Source organism: Paenibacillus sp. LS-5, assembly GCF_056121505.1.
The window spans coordinates 49,411-62,886 of the sequence record NZ_JBWAVA010000017.1 but is presented as its reverse complement, the minus strand read 5'-3'; the positions used below and the strand labels follow the sequence as shown (position 1 = coordinate 62,886).

The 13,476-nt window shown below is 43.7% G+C and carries 25 protein-coding genes, 1 pseudogene and 1 riboswitch; of the genes and pseudogenes, 17 read left to right on the top strand and 9 right to left on the bottom strand.

Annotated elements, in window-relative coordinates; genetic code table 11:
* Positions 1-204 precede the first annotated feature (204 nt).
* Positions 205-297, top strand: a riboswitch (cyclic di-GMP riboswitch).
* Positions 298-325: 28 nt separating this feature from the next.
* Positions 326-481 carry an anti-repressor SinI family protein gene (locus tag AC0MA3_RS21375; RefSeq protein WP_379158091.1) on the top strand — a complete coding sequence of 52 codons (156 nt, stop codon included), beginning with the start codon at positions 326-328 and terminating at the stop codon, positions 479-481.
* Between the two features lie 89 nt (positions 482-570).
* On the opposite strand, the gene AC0MA3_RS21370 is transcribed toward AC0MA3_RS21375, so the two are convergent.
* The 6 genes and pseudogenes from AC0MA3_RS21370 to AC0MA3_RS21345 form a co-directional block, all read right to left on the bottom strand.
* Positions 571-903: a helix-turn-helix domain-containing protein gene (locus AC0MA3_RS21370; protein ID WP_474657724.1), complete on the bottom strand. Its 333-nt coding sequence runs from the start codon at positions 901-903 to the stop codon at positions 571-573.
* A 293-nt stretch (positions 904-1,196) separates the two neighbouring features.
* A complete protein-coding gene (locus AC0MA3_RS21365; protein WP_379158100.1) occupies positions 1,197-1,805 on the bottom strand; it encodes a TasA family protein in 609 nt (202 codons plus the stop codon).
* 86 nt (positions 1,806-1,891) lie between these two features.
* Entirely contained in the window at positions 1,892-2,479 is a 588-nt protein-coding gene (sipW, locus tag AC0MA3_RS21360) for a signal peptidase I SipW (RefSeq protein WP_379158103.1), read from the bottom strand.
* A 1-nt stretch (position 2,480) separates the two neighbouring features.
* Complete coding sequence (locus AC0MA3_RS21355; RefSeq protein WP_474657677.1) at positions 2,481-3,671, bottom strand: hypothetical protein; 1,191 nt, start codon at positions 3,669-3,671, stop codon at positions 2,481-2,483.
* 508 nt (positions 3,672-4,179) lie between these two features.
* Positions 4,180-4,305, bottom strand: a pseudogene (locus tag AC0MA3_RS21350) (aldo/keto reductase); the annotation flags it as partial.
* A gap of 22 nt (positions 4,306-4,327) precedes the next feature.
* Positions 4,328-5,773, bottom strand: a complete 1,446-nt coding sequence (locus AC0MA3_RS21345; RefSeq protein WP_474657676.1) for a recombinase family protein — start codon at positions 5,771-5,773, stop codon at positions 4,328-4,330.
* A gap of 157 nt (positions 5,774-5,930) precedes the next feature.
* On the opposite strand from AC0MA3_RS21345, the gene AC0MA3_RS21340 reads away from it, so the two are divergent.
* A complete protein-coding gene (locus AC0MA3_RS21340) occupies positions 5,931-6,266 on the top strand; it encodes a LytTR family DNA-binding domain-containing protein (RefSeq protein ID WP_474657675.1) in 336 nt (111 codons plus the stop codon).
* A gap of 205 nt (positions 6,267-6,471) precedes the next feature.
* Here the strand turns inward: AC0MA3_RS21340 and AC0MA3_RS21335 are convergent, their stop codons facing one another.
* Both AC0MA3_RS21335 and AC0MA3_RS21330 read right to left on the bottom strand, forming a co-directional pair.
* Positions 6,472-6,684 carry a helix-turn-helix domain-containing protein gene (locus AC0MA3_RS21335; RefSeq protein ID WP_474657674.1) on the bottom strand — a complete coding sequence of 71 codons (213 nt, stop codon included), beginning with the start codon at positions 6,682-6,684 and terminating at the stop codon, positions 6,472-6,474.
* A gap of 177 nt (positions 6,685-6,861) precedes the next feature.
* Complete coding sequence (locus tag AC0MA3_RS21330) at positions 6,862-7,518, bottom strand: helix-turn-helix domain-containing protein (RefSeq protein ID WP_474657673.1); 657 nt, start codon at positions 7,516-7,518, stop codon at positions 6,862-6,864.
* A gap of 147 nt (positions 7,519-7,665) precedes the next feature.
* Between AC0MA3_RS21330 and AC0MA3_RS21325 the strand changes: the two genes are divergently transcribed.
* The 14 genes from AC0MA3_RS21325 to AC0MA3_RS21260 all read left to right on the top strand — a co-directional run bounded on the left by AC0MA3_RS21325 (position 7,666) and on the right by AC0MA3_RS21260 (position 12,975).
* Positions 7,666-7,908, top strand: coding sequence for a helix-turn-helix transcriptional regulator (locus AC0MA3_RS21325; protein WP_474657672.1), 243 nt, complete (start codon positions 7,666-7,668; stop codon positions 7,906-7,908).
* 12 nt (positions 7,909-7,920) lie between these two features.
* Positions 7,921-8,631 carry an ORF6N domain-containing protein gene (locus AC0MA3_RS21320; RefSeq protein ID WP_474657671.1) on the top strand — a complete coding sequence of 237 codons (711 nt, stop codon included), beginning with the start codon at positions 7,921-7,923 and terminating at the stop codon, positions 8,629-8,631.
* A gap of 1 nt (position 8,632) precedes the next feature.
* On the top strand, positions 8,633-8,998 hold the full coding sequence (locus AC0MA3_RS21315) for a helix-turn-helix domain-containing protein (RefSeq protein WP_474657670.1): 366 nt from the start codon (positions 8,633-8,635) through the stop codon (positions 8,996-8,998).
* Positions 8,999-9,067: 69 nt separating this feature from the next.
* Positions 9,068-9,199 (top strand): hypothetical protein, encoded by a 132-nt coding sequence (locus AC0MA3_RS21310; RefSeq protein ID WP_474657669.1) that lies wholly within the window; start codon positions 9,068-9,070, stop codon positions 9,197-9,199.
* Entirely contained in the window at positions 9,192-9,425 is a 234-nt protein-coding gene (locus tag AC0MA3_RS21305) for a hypothetical protein (RefSeq protein ID WP_474657668.1), read from the top strand. The genes AC0MA3_RS21310 and AC0MA3_RS21305 overlap by 8 nt, the downstream gene beginning before the upstream one ends.
* Positions 9,415-9,615, top strand: coding sequence for a hypothetical protein (locus AC0MA3_RS21300; RefSeq protein ID WP_474657667.1), 201 nt, complete (start codon positions 9,415-9,417; stop codon positions 9,613-9,615). The genes AC0MA3_RS21305 and AC0MA3_RS21300 overlap by 11 nt, the downstream gene beginning before the upstream one ends.
* A 47-nt stretch (positions 9,616-9,662) precedes the next feature.
* Positions 9,663-9,836 carry a hypothetical protein gene (locus AC0MA3_RS21295; RefSeq protein ID WP_474657666.1) on the top strand — a complete coding sequence of 58 codons (174 nt, stop codon included), beginning with the start codon at positions 9,663-9,665 and terminating at the stop codon, positions 9,834-9,836.
* A 40-nt stretch (positions 9,837-9,876) separates the two neighbouring features.
* Positions 9,877-10,005: a hypothetical protein gene (locus AC0MA3_RS21290; RefSeq protein ID WP_474657665.1), complete on the top strand. Its 129-nt coding sequence runs from the start codon at positions 9,877-9,879 to the stop codon at positions 10,003-10,005.
* A gap of 27 nt (positions 10,006-10,032) precedes the next feature.
* Entirely contained in the window at positions 10,033-11,292 is a 1,260-nt protein-coding gene (locus tag AC0MA3_RS21285; RefSeq protein ID WP_474657664.1) for an AAA family ATPase, read from the top strand.
* Between the two features lie 21 nt (positions 11,293-11,313).
* Positions 11,314-11,973, top strand: coding sequence for an ERF family protein (locus tag AC0MA3_RS21280; RefSeq protein WP_474657663.1), 660 nt, complete (start codon positions 11,314-11,316; stop codon positions 11,971-11,973).
* 9 nt (positions 11,974-11,982) lie between these two features.
* Positions 11,983-12,354, top strand: a complete 372-nt coding sequence (locus tag AC0MA3_RS21275) for an HNH endonuclease (protein WP_474657662.1) — start codon at positions 11,983-11,985, stop codon at positions 12,352-12,354.
* Positions 12,351-12,572 (top strand): zinc-finger domain-containing protein, encoded by a 222-nt coding sequence (locus tag AC0MA3_RS21270; RefSeq protein WP_474657661.1) that lies wholly within the window; start codon positions 12,351-12,353, stop codon positions 12,570-12,572. The genes AC0MA3_RS21275 and AC0MA3_RS21270 overlap by 4 nt, the downstream gene beginning before the upstream one ends.
* The gene (locus tag AC0MA3_RS21265) at positions 12,569-12,784 is read left to right on the top strand and encodes a hypothetical protein (RefSeq protein ID WP_474657660.1); all 216 of its coding nucleotides are present in this window, start codon (positions 12,569-12,571) and stop codon (positions 12,782-12,784) included. Before AC0MA3_RS21270 ends, AC0MA3_RS21265 begins: the two co-directional genes overlap by 4 nt.
* Complete coding sequence (locus AC0MA3_RS21260; protein WP_474657659.1) at positions 12,781-12,975, top strand: hypothetical protein; 195 nt, start codon at positions 12,781-12,783, stop codon at positions 12,973-12,975. Before AC0MA3_RS21265 ends, AC0MA3_RS21260 begins: the two co-directional genes overlap by 4 nt.
* Here AC0MA3_RS21260 and AC0MA3_RS21255 read toward each other — a convergent pair.
* Entirely contained in the window at positions 12,972-13,178 is a 207-nt protein-coding gene (locus tag AC0MA3_RS21255) for a helix-turn-helix domain-containing protein (protein ID WP_474657658.1), read from the bottom strand. The genes AC0MA3_RS21260 and AC0MA3_RS21255 overlap by 4 nt on opposite strands.
* A 133-nt stretch (positions 13,179-13,311) precedes the next feature.
* Here AC0MA3_RS21255 and AC0MA3_RS21250 point away from each other — a divergent pair, with 133 nt between their 5' ends.
* On the top strand, positions 13,312-13,473 hold the full coding sequence (locus AC0MA3_RS21250) for a toxin-antitoxin system HicB family antitoxin (RefSeq protein ID WP_474657657.1): 162 nt from the start codon (positions 13,312-13,314) through the stop codon (positions 13,471-13,473).
* Positions 13,474-13,476: the final 3 nt, after the last annotated feature.

The window sequence follows — 13,476 nt, the reverse complement described above, 5'->3', positions numbered from 1 at the left end:
TACCCATGTATAACCGTATATGCTCCTAAAACTCTTTCTAAAGTCATAGCTCTTGGACAAATCCCAGCAAAAAAACTATTCTTTTGCACTACTTACACTAAAAAAATTCCCAGAAATCGACACACTTTTCTTGTAAGATATTATATAATGTAGTTGCGGATAACGGTTTCATTTATTTCTAACCAGATCCTTTCATGTAAAGGATCCAGTAAAGGGTAAACCTGCTGAAAGGCAGGGACACAAAGTCTCGGGTCTAATGTAGAATTCTCTATCTACTACGACGGCTGGACTGCCTGGGGACGCAAATATTCTAGGAGGAGATATCTTGGAAAAGTCCAACCAGGGAAATGACGGAGAACTGCTGATGGGTGATCTGGATCTAGAATGGGTGTATTTGCTGATGTCGGCGAAGAAGGCAGGCATTGATGCGGATGAAATCCGCCGGTTTTTAAGAGAAAAGTCAGCGTTGCAGGCGATGTAGGGGCGTTCACTTTGCGGGAATACATACAGAAAAGGGCATAGCGGTCATACGCTGTGCCCTTTTCTGTATCGTTTACGAACAAACGGCCATTATTGATCCTTTTGCTCCAGACGCCATTTTTGATAATCTAGGAACTCTTTGAATTCCCGCTTGCTTATACCGGAAGCCATGGCTTCCTGAACGAGCCGGAACCATTCGCCATCAAGTAGGGATTCGTCAGTTTCTGAAGGGTCGCCGTAGAGCAGGCTGTGAATAGACACCTGGAGCGCATCGGCGATTTTTTCGATAAATTGAATTGAGGGGTTGGATTGAATATTTCTTTCTACATTGCTTAAGTATGATTTTGCCACATCTGCCTTGTCCGCCAATTCGGATAAAGACCAGCCTTTTTCCAGACGGAGCTCGTGGATGCGACTTCCCATATTATCCGGCACGATTGCAACGCCCCTCCGTACTTTTTGTTAAAATATGAGGATTAGGTTCTGCACCATCATCATCCTTATATTTCTCGCTGAAACGGACCCCTGAAGCAATACGGGGTATTGCTGCTTCGGAATTATACGCTTGTAAAGGAATGCGCAGCCGTTTCCACTTGTCAGTATAACAAATTTCCGTAAAATGGACAAAAATCAACGTAATAAGGGGCAAAAGCAGCCTATTCTGCTCCGGAACCGGAATCAGAACAGGCTGCTTTCAGATTGCAGTCGGCTGTGGATTAATAATCTTTTTTAGGGCCTTGCTTCGCTTCGAAGTTCCAAGTCAGTTTCAGCTTATCCTTCTGGAAGTAATTCTGTACTTCACCGTTATCTACGAACTCGAACTTAACCGTAAAGCTATCGCTGCTATTGGCTTTGATACCATCGGCTTCTGTCCAGATCTGATCCAGGCCGGTATTGTTTACAAGATCAGGGGTTTGGCTCTTCAGGGCATCCAGTGTGGTTTCGTACACGACAACTTCCGGTGTGAGAATTGTTCCTTTATCATTGTTCTTCAGGAATTTGACCTTGATGAATTTGCTGAGATCTACACCGTTGTTGTCACCGAGGGTATCGGTAACCTCTGTGGTAGTTTTGAGCAGAATAGAGCCGATATCAAGGGTTCCGTCATTTTTGAGCTTGAAGGATCTGGTTACAGTATCACCCGGTTTCAGGTTAGGGATATCTACGATGACGGAGGGATCCGAGTTCAGATCCAGTGTGCCGGCCGCAAAGGTTGCTGTACTTGTAGCGGTGTCACTGAAATATGCAAAGGTACCTCCCCCAATCAAAGACAAACCGAGTGCTGCCGACGCCATACCAAAACCCAATGTTTTTTTGATACCCATATTCATATTCCTCCTTTGATTTGTGAAGCGAATGATAAATGTATATATTGTATCTTCCGTTTCGTAAGCGGAAGCGGACAACCGGATCAGGGCTGTGTGTCAGTTCCCGGAGGTGTCTCCAGAAGTGGGGTGTTCTTTTTCTCAAGAGCCGTAAGAGCTTTCCATGAGCTGTAGAGCGCATAGAGCAGGAGCAGTAATCCAGGTACGATCATCAGAACCACACTGCCTGCTTTGGAGGCTGCGAAATTCATGGCATATCCTATATAAGGAACGGTAACACCGGTGTACTCGGCCACGATATTTCCGGAACTTACGGGTGTCATATCCGCAGCGTCATTATTATCGCCTTTTGTATGATAGATGACCTCGCCGTTAGCATTCTTGGCTGAAGCATCCACAATACGGTGAGTGATCAGAATATTGCCCTCGCTAAGAAAGGTAATGACATCCCCTTTTTTGAACCGGGTCATATCTCCTCCGGGCTTCAGGGCGACAATGGATCCGGTTTGAATACCAGGCTCCATTGAACCGGAAAGCACCGATTTTATCTCATATCCAAAAAGGGTGGGTTCGCCTCCCGAGGCCCTGGACACTACAACAGCTGCTAGCAGTACCACAAAGATCAAAATCATCAATGCGGATAATATCTGGCTGATTATTTTTTTGATAAGCATGTCAGTCTCCACCTTTATTGAGTTGTGGCTCCGAAGGTGATGCAGTCTTTTGCGGACCTGTCATCGGAGACTCTGTTGCCTGGGGTTGTTCGGAAGGTATCTCTACCACATCCCCATCCAAAGGGGTAATCTGGTCGCCCGCAGTAGGTGCCGGAGTGGCGCTGGCTTCAGGTTCCTTAACGGTTTCAGGCTTAGGAGAGGCCTCAGGTGTAGGAGTAGCTTTCGGCTCAGGTGTAGGTGATGCTTCCGGTTTGGAAGAGGCTTCCGCTTTGGCCTTCTCTTCGTCTTCCTTCTGCTGTTTCTCGAGGGCTGCCTTGGATTCTTCCTCCAGCTTGGCCTTATCCAGTTCTTCCTGGCGGGCCTTCTCGATCTCTTCAAGCCGCTTGACGCGGGTCTGGCTGATCAACTGCTGCTGCTGCTCCAGTCCTGATATGCTAGCTGTTGTCGTCTCAATTGCACTGTTCAGCTCTGCCTCCAGCTTGTCATAGGCAGACATCAGCTCTATGGATAACTCTTCCTTTGGCTGGTTGAAAGCAGTCAGGATTGGAAAGAGCTCTGACGGTTCTTCCAGGCTGGAATTGAATGGGTTGTAGACAGCTTCATTAACCGTTAAGGGTAATGGAGTATTGCGGTTCTGGATGGACTCGAGATAACGAAGGATTGCCGCTATGGAAGCCGTAAAGGATTCGGAGAGCACGCCGCTTTGACTAAGGCTGTTCTGCATTTCGTCAAAAAATTGCTTATCCCTGATTTCCATACAATTGGGATCGAGCTCGATCATATATCCTCCAATCTGTGCCACAACTGCAGCAGCAGCGCTGATCTCTGCGTGAATCCCGTTCCAAATCTCACGGTTGGCGGCCTGCTGCCCCTCGATAGCACTCCGTTCAGATTGAAGATCAGTAACCTGCTTTGAAATTTCGTTCTCCGCCAGATCAAGTTCTTCCAAAGACATAGACTCGATTCCAGACAGGCCTGTTAAGCCGGATGGGGAACTGTAACCTTTCAAAGTTGCTTTTAGAGCTTCAGCAGCCTGGAGATGTTCTTCCAATTCATTGAGCAGCTGCTTGATGGAATCCGGGAACACACTACAAAAACCAATGGTGCTGACTGTCTCTGCAGTACCGTTAAACCCTCCGTAAGTACTGCCGACTTGGCCGGAGGTGTACAGCAGAAGAACGGATATGGCCATTCCGGATTGCAGGATACGAAGAGCATTCTTTTGGTTTTTTCTTTTACGCCGTTTGGCGGATCTGGGGTACAGAGGCGGGCCCCCCTCTCATAACTTCCTATTGATATTATTCGCTATATTCGTTCTTAATTAAGAACGTTTTCGTAAGGAAATCATACACTGTCTGCCGGCCAAAAGAAAAATGTTAATTTCGTCTGAATGTTCGCAATAAAGACCATAAATCATATATTTATCTGCTTATAGCTGTCTAAATCGCTGTTTTTCGTAAAATGTTCTTAATAAAGAACAAAGTAGTGGGGGCTTTTGTTTGGTGGAGAGCGTGGTGGGGAGGAGCTGAAAAAGAGCCGTGCGAAAAGCACGACTCTTGTCAGGGGATTAATTCGCCTAAAGAGCGGTCGATTATGACGTACAGGGCTAGAGGTAGAGTATTATCCAACCCCTCAGGGCGGTCAGTCTCTATGAAGATAAGGGAGCAAACACTGCTGTCAGCAGATAAGTCATACAAGTCTTAAGGCAGCTTCTCGCCGCGTGAGCTGACGTACAGGTCATACCATTCCCTGCGGGACAGCTCCAGTCTGTCCGCATCTTTGCAGGCGGCGATCCGCTGCGGGTTGACCGTACCGATGACAGGCTGGCTTGTTACTACGTAAGTACAGTCAAGATAGTATAGTTTTGACTATTTCCCATGAGTCACCAGTCTTTAAAATTACAATCTGTTGGAATAATGATTGTACAACTTCTTTTTTAGTTGATTGATCGAGATAGTTCCAATTCTTTTGCAATTCATTGATTTGGTTAATTGCATCTTCAGGAGTAAGAAAACTTACAGCCTGTTGAGGAATTGTGGACAACTTTTTTTCCAACTCCTGTATTCGTTCCATTTCGGTGCGCATGCGCTTGCTGAAATCATCATAAGGCATGTTCCCATCACCATAGGCCAGCTGCCAACGTTCTCGGCGTTCTTCGCTGGCCTTAATTGCTTTTTGGATTTCTTCAAATTCACTACGTTCCTTTTTTGGCATATCTTTTCGTGTATAGTTTTTACCAATGAGTTTGATTGATTTGAAAAATAGCTTTGCTAATTTAATTTCGGAAATACCACTTTGGTCACATGTCTTATGCTTCACGTTGTTTGAACAAACATATTGTCGATTTATCGTTTTTTTTGCGCTTTTAGTAACAGAGTACCTGCCGATATATGAAGCCCCACACACTCCACATTTCACGATACCACCAAATATATAATCATATGAGTTCATGGATATCAGGCCTTCTCTGCGCCGCTCTAGTACGCGCTGGGCCTTTTCAAATAACTCATCGGATATGATTTGCTCATGTTTACCATCACTTATTGTTGTTTCATCATCTCGTTTGAATTTACAGTGTACTTTTCCGATGTAGTGCTTGTTTTCTAACATTTTAATTATATTGCTTTGTTCCCAACGTCCCCCGCGATTACGAATAGCTCCCATGTTGTTCAGTTGGATTGATAACTGTGTCGATCCCATTCCTGACACATAATTTTCAAAAGCCCATTTTACCCATTGAGCTTCATCATCCTTTATCACTAAATCCCCGTTCGCGTCTCTGGTGTAACCATATAGGTCAACGGTTACATTGTGCATTCCCTTTTCAACACGCTTGCGCATACCCTTGGTAACTTCTTCTCCCAGGTTCTCCCGGTACATCTGAGCAATAACACCCAAAAAATACACAAACATGCGGCCGGCAGGAGTAGAGGTATCAATATCTTCAGTATAGGAAATCAATTTCTTTTTTCTTTCATTAATCATTTCGACGAGATTGTGCAGGTCCCCGATATTACGTGTCAGCCGGTCCAGTTTATGCACGAGGATGATGTCAAATAGATCGTCATCAAAGTCCCGCAGCAGTTCCTTAATTCCAGGTCGATTTAGGTTTTTTGCACTTACTCCAGGATCGGAATAAAACTTGAACAGCGTTAGCTTGTTACGGTTGATATATTCCATCAGTTTTTCGTGTTGGACCTCCATCGAAAACCCTTCCTCTGCCTGGTGGTCCGTACTCACACGGGTATAGATCGCAACTCGTAAACCACTGCCGGTTGTGCCGTCTATCTTCATCTATATCACTCCTTGTCTGTATTGTAGGGTAGGGGTAATAAAAAGACCATACCCGGATTGAGTATGGAATATTTACCCTGTAATATTTTGCGCAATGATTACTTTATCAAACTAAAGTATGATTTAACTACCTGTGTAACGGGTAGAAGGAGACATCATGAAATTACTAACAGTGAAAATGCTCAATAGAGTCGGGGATGATTCGGATTTTGTAGAAATCGACTTGATAGATGAAGTGAACTATATCGATCTGTGGGATAGAACCAAAAATTCCACTAAAGTACTAGCTTTCCATACTTCTCATGGATCTTATTTAGCTATTACTACTTTGACCGATATCGCAAGAGTATGCGAAAAGTACGGGTTTGAGCTTGCTGGGAAGTCGGCTTGCATCAATATAAACAAAGTAGAGAGCATCAAGGCCAAGGACCATAATGGATCTACGATATTTTTCACGGATGGAACACACGTAGACGTTTCAAAACAGGTATAAACTTAAAAGTCAACCCCCATAGTGGTGGTCAACTGTACTTTCGTTCGTCACTTTTCGACAGCGTTTTCTTTTTTACTCTGGTATATTAATTGCATAAAGTAAATCGCTAAAACATGAAGGTGATATTATTCACAACTAATATGTAATCGTGAGTACGCGAGTTGTTGTACTTTGATCCGGGTCGGAGCAGCGGTGCTGCTCAATCCTAATCTCTGACGAACTTATATAGATCATCAATATGGCACTTTAAAACTTCAGCTATAGTCTTAGCTGTTCCCAATGACATGTATCTACGATTATTCGCGTAATCGGATATTTGGGATTTGCTAATTCCTGTTTTATCGCTAAGCCATTGTTGATTTTCCCTAAGATCATTAAGATGGTCTGAGATTAGGCAACGACCAGGTTTATAACCCATAGTCGAGCCTCACAAATATTACATATTTTTCATTGCATAAGAACTAATGTTCCCGTAAAATAGACTAAACATCGTGATTACTGGGAGATGTTGAAATGGCTGATGACTTAATAAAGATAGATGTGAAAAAAACTTTTCAAAATATTGATGATTTACCAGAAGAACTGAAAAGACAAATTAGTTCTTTTCTTTTAAAGCTCGACGAGCGGAAAAAATTCCTCGGGCTATAGCTAAAAATTCTAGTTTTTCTTCATTAGTTAATTCCATGCCTTCATATGTCATTAGTAATTTATCAACAATTGAATCGTCTGATAAATCAAGAATTATTTTTTCTTTTCTACCTGTAATAAAATTGAATTGTTTTTGAAATGAATTTAGTGATTTGTGATCGTCATCAATCATGGAATCTTTTATGAATTCGACTTTTTCAGCGAAAGAAAGTGACTTCACATATTCATATAATGATGGATCTTCTTCGGATAAACCAACTTTTTCATAATCTTCTACCGTTAATTTCTCCCCTGAAAACAACTCTTCAATCATGGTGTTAACCATATCTACGAAATTCTCATCAATAATATTTGCTAAATCACCATCTAAATCTGATTTCAATAAATCGATATGCCCAGCCTTTACCATTAACTCTTCATAATCCACACCTAATGGCTTTGAAAGCTTTTTAAGAATATCCGGAGAAGGTATGCCTCGATTCCCCCTTTCTATTTGAGAAATGTATGAGTGTGACACTCCTGAGTAAGTATCAAGTTGTCTAATGGTGAGTTTACGTTCTTTCCTCTTTCCTCGAAGATATTTTCCAAATTCTACATTATTCAAATGTAACCACCTCTTTCAATATTATAGACACAATTGCAAACATAATAAAAACATAAAATAAAAAAGTGGTTGCAAAAGTAATCACTATGTAGTATATTTTGGTTACAGAAGTAAACACACAAAAGTAACCAAGAAGGGAGAAACCTTATGAAGATTGAATTTAAAGACCCTAAAGCATTCCGTCGAGTCTTGATGAGTAAAGGTTTTAGTCAGCGGGGATTCGCAATTTCTGCTGATATATCCGGTCCTTACATGAGCCAGATCATCAAGGGTAATAGAAACCCAAGCCCTATTATGGCTAAGAAAATCTGTGACACTTTAGATTTAAATTTCGATGATATTTTTTTTATTAATAATGGTTACAAAAGTAACCAAAATAAAACAGCTTAGGAGTGATTATTTATGAATCAGTTAAAAGTTATTGAAAGAAACGAACATCGTGTTCTGACAAGCAGCCAGTTGGCAGAGTCGTATGGAACAGACGCAAAAGCAATTAGCCAAAACTACACAAGAAATAAAGTCAGATATACGGCAGGAAAACACTATTTTGTTTTATCTGGACAAGAACTTAAGGAGTTTAAGACTAATCATCAAATTGACGACCAGTTAAAACATTCTCCATCCTTGTATCTTTGGACTGTAAAGGGAGCTTTGCTACACGCCAAGTCACTTGGTACAGATAAGGCCTGGGAAGCTTACGAGACGTTGGTAGACGACTACTTCAATAAAACCGAACAATTGCAGCGTGCTAACATCCCATCACCAGTGCCACAAACCATAGAAGACATCTTAATTGCTTCATTAGTCAGCATGAAAGAAATGAAAGTCGAAAACGAAAAATTACGCCAACAAGTATCTCACCTTTCATTAGTAGTAGATGGAGAAGTTGTTCTGACCAAGACGCAACGGTCCGAAATTCAACAAGCTGTACGCCGGAGACAAGGTGAACTTAACCGCGAAGGATACGAGCATCCACACTTCAAAAGCATATACACCGCAGTCAATGACCATTTTAATGTTCCGAGCTATAACGAAATCAAGCGTTCAGATTTTGAACAGGCCCTAAAAGTTATCGCTGGATGGTATCCAAAGAAAAAAGAGGAGGCTATCTAACATGGATGAAAGCAACATCTTAGGAGTATGCCCAACCTGCTACTTAGTTGTTAAGAAAACAGACAGGAATTCACTTGAAATTAGCAGTGATGGAACAGTAGCTTACCACTTTGATTGTGAACCATCACGAATCAAGTACATGAGAGATAACAAGTCATATTGGGAAACTCAAGGATTAGCAGCTAAAGAACTTAGAGAAAAGTGGACAATCTCCCTGTCTGATCTCGCTGAAAACATTGGAGTTTCAGAAAGCAAGTTAAGGAAATATGAATCAGGGAAACCAGTCACTCACGCAAAGATGTTAGGTAAATCTTACTCAATGTATTTCAAGTTGTTAGAAATGTTCGTGAATCAGAATTCAAAATAAACCACACTCATTCCATATTACACCGACAACATCCTGCTATAAAGGAATATTTTTACAAGGAGGCGCGCCATGAACGTCATCTACATGCAGCCTGGACAACAGGTACAGCCCAACGTGAACAACTTATCACCGGCGCTGTTGCTGAAGATCAAACAGCAAGTCGAGCAAGCCAAACTGAAGGGAGAGAATAAGAGTGGCTAAAAGACGCGAGGACCTACCAAAATTCACCTTGGTTATTCCATTCCGCAAACCGGACAAGCCCAAGCAAATACGCATCTTCACACCAACTTGCGGCTGCGGCGCTGAAGCCGAGTATGAGGTATACGACATTCTTCAGCCACATTGCAAGAGTTGCATGGAAGAGGCCATGACGAGCAGCATCAAGCCGTTCGTGAGAGAGATCGGAGGGTTTGACGATGCAAGCTGAGACAAAAGAATACATTGTTGATACCAAGTGTGGTAGACACTTCTGCTGGTCGGCGCCGGACTACGAAAGCCTACTGCTGTCACTACACTTCAGAGGATACACACCCACCTTTATCATGCCACTTGCCGAATACAACGAACTCACCGCATTCCGGGAAGATGTAGAAAGAGAGCTGAAAGAATCTGCTTAAGACGGTACTGGACATAATCGAACATTACGCGAAGGGAGGAAAGGAGGATGGTAGAACCAACGGATCCGAGAGTATTCATCGAAATGGCAAAGATGGCGAAGGAGAGAGGGAATCTGACAGGCCCACTTTACGTAGTATACGCGCTTAACTTCATTAAGGCCAAAAGACGCAAAGAAGCAGCCCTTGCACAGGCTGCTCTAGAAAGACGCTTTGAAAATTAATTGTACGTCCATTTTATCACAACTTTAGGAGGAATGGAACATGCCTGAATCCTGGGAACAGTTACAAGAATATATCCAACAACTTGAATCAGAGAACGCGGATTTACAGCGGCAAGTCGCTATGGCGAATGACTACATTGAACAAAACGCGCAACACCAATACAAATAAACCCAAATCGAGAGGGATTGATATCAAATGAAAATTATCAAATTAGTGTCTGAGAACTTTAAAGGTCTGAAAGCTGTCGAAATCGAGCCGGATCAAAACTTTCAAATCATCAGCGGAAAGAACGCGCAGGGGAAGACATCAGTACTTGACTCCATTTGGGCGGCGATTTCAGGGAAGGTAGCGTTGAAAGGTACAGATAAACCTATCCGCGATGGAGCAGATCAAGCCGTTGTTCGTGTGGATCTGGACGATATCGTGGTCACTCGTAAATGGAAGGGAGACAAGACGACTCTTGAAGTTACTGCAAAGGATGGAGCGAAATACAGCTCGCCTCAGACAATGCTGGATAACCTTGTAGGTCGCTTATCATTCGATCCTTTGTCATTCTCTAACCTTGACTCTAAAAAGCAGAAGGAAGCCTTGCAGGAGCTTGTGGGCGTGGATTTCTCCAAGCTTGATGCAGAGCGTAAGGGATTGTACGAGGAACGCACATTTATCAACAACGATGCTAAAAAGTTGGAAGGTGCGCTGTCGGAGATTCCTTTTACTGAAAAAGATACTCCGGCTGAAGAGTTAAGCGCCAGCGAAGTACTGTCTGAGATCACTTTCATACACAACAAAAATAGAGTTAATGCTGCACGGCGTAATGAATTGGAGCGATTCCGCGCAGAAGCCACAAGATCACATGAAGAAATAAAATCAATTGAAGCAGAACTTTTGTTACTGCAGCAGAAGCTTGTTAGCAGAAAGGAATCCTATGCAGAAATGTGTGAAACCGGAAAAGTACTCAAGGCAGAGGTTGAGGAACTTGTTGACGGTGATACAACTGCATTGGAAGAAAAGCTTCAGAATATTGAAACTCTGAATAAACAAATACGGCACCACAAGAACCGTTTGCGCATACAGGACGAAATTGCAGAGTGCAAAAAATCCTCTGAATTCCTTACTAAACAAATGGCTGATATTGACCAGACGAAAATAGACACGCTGCAATCTGCTAGCTTCCCGATTGATGGCCTGAGCTTCGATGAAGACGGAATCACCTTCAATGGAATCCCGTTCAAACAATGTTCTGCCGCCGAGCGCTTGAAAGTTTCTATGGCTATGGCTATGGCTCTTAATCCGCAGTTGCGCGTGATCCGCATTATTGACGGTAGCTTGTTGGACTCTGACAATCTTGCGCTCATTCAACAAATGGCTCAGGACCAGGATTATCAAGTGTGGATCGAGATTGTTGACGATAGCGGTAAAGTAGGTATCCAAATCGAAGACGGACAAGTCAAATAATCAGAGAGTGCGGTGATAGAAATGTGCAATAAGAGCGAAAGCATTGTAAACATTGCAAAAGCGCTGGTTGCGTTCAATCTTGAGGTAAAAATCATCGAAAAAGATGCAAAAAACCCTCATTTCAAAAACGAATACGCCACCTTGGACACCATTATTGACGAGGTCCGGCCGTTGTTGGCTAAGCATGGACTGGTGATCATGCAGTTCCCTGGAGGTGACGGTGAGCACTACACGCTGCGTACGATGCTGGTGCATGAATCTGGAGAGTTTATAGAGTCCGAACCGTTGACCATGAAGCCCGTGAAGAACGATCCGCAAGGAATCGGCAGCTGCACAACATACGCCCGGCGCTACAGCTTATCTGCCATGTTGTCGCTTAACACCGGTGAGGACGATGACGGAGAGAAAGCAACACATGCCAGTACACCAGCACAGGCTCCTGCAGCCCCGCCAAGCACTCCAAGACAGGCGAGTGGAACAAACACACCGTCCATTTCATCGGGGACAGCAGCACTTATCAGTGTGGCTCAGATTAAGTACTGCCACAAGATCAAAAGTGACAAGGGAATCTCTGAGGATGATTTCAGAACAATGATTTCAGCCATCCCTGGCCGGGAGAGCATCAAGGAGTTGACGAAGTCTGAAGCCAGCGTGTTCATCAACAAACTAAACGCGATGTGAGGTGTGACCATGCGAAAGAAGCTAAAGAAGCCGGTAGCAGAGTGGCGAAAGCACATCCTTGACCACCACCAGAAAACGCCATCCCGTGCCAAACGAGCAGAATTCCCTCATAGCGTTGTCGAACAGCTCAAGAAAGAATCCAACGGCCTGTGCCAGGTTTGCAATGTCAGCCGTGGTACTCAAACACACCACATCATGCCCCGGAGCAGATCCGGCCGGGGCGTTAAAGAAAACGGGCTTCGCGTCTGCAACTACTGCCACAATATGATTCACGAGAAAAACTCAGTACTGAACAAATACATTGAGCTGCAGCGTGAAAAATACGGTGAAAACTTCTGGTTCGATGAACTTGATCGGATTCAGTACAAGGAGGAAGCATGAACCGCAAAGACGCACTGCAAGACATGGACAAGCTCCTATCGGTATGCAAGGTGTGCCCGAAGAAAGTAAACAACAAATGGGCGCACCCATCCTATAACCGGCTGCAGAAACATTGCAATACCAAGTGTGCGACAGGCAAAAAGTTGCGAAAGCTTGCTGATGCGCTGGACGGAGAAGTCCGGGCGCGGAGGAAGCAGAAGAAAGGAGTGAGCGCATGACCAGTGGCCCACGTGTGACCGCAAGAACCTTCTGGGTATGGACCGAGACAGCAGCCGCAGCGAATCCCGACAGGATCCCAGGCGCGCCGGTGCAGCAGCAATTCTTTAACTACGGCAAAAACGCCCCGGCAGGATGGCTGGAGCGCAAGTACATCGTTGATGCAGAGGACTATGAGGGACAAGTTGATTTATTCGGGGTGGTGAGCACATGACACGAAAAGAACTCATCACCGCTGAAATTGGCGTATGGGAGGATTCCGTAGCCGTCTATACCTTAGCCTTAGCGGAATCGATCAAGTACGGCGACTACGGAGGACAGCAGCACAACGAGCATATGATCCAGTTTTCGAAAGACAAGATTGCATCGCTTTGTATTGAGTTGCAGCAGTTAAAGAGTGCTTAGTCTGGAATATATTCTATAAGGTCACCGATTTTACAGTCGAAGAAACGGCAGAGCGCTTCAATGGTGGAGTAGTCGATACGTACATTCGTGCCGTCATAAATTCGTGCCAGCGCTGGACCGCTCACACCCGTTTCTTTCGACAATTTGTTGATACTGCGGATCTTTTTTTCCGCCATAAGCATAGCAAGATTGCTTTTTATCATCACTTATCACCTATACCTATCATAATCATAACCACTTATAAGTAAACGGTATAAGCTAAAGTTTAACGTTATCGTTGATTTATTAACGGTATAGTGATATATTTAACTCAAAGAATAAAGGGAGGTTGAAGTCATGAAATCGAAATCTTATCCTCTGCGACTTTCCGAAGAACTCCATAAGGAACTGAAACTGTATTGTGTTGAAAAAGGGATTTCAATGCAGGAGTTCATTCTGGGGGCTATCGAGGAAAAAGCTGATAAGAAGATTTTCACGCCGGAACGAACGGCGGTGTAAGAA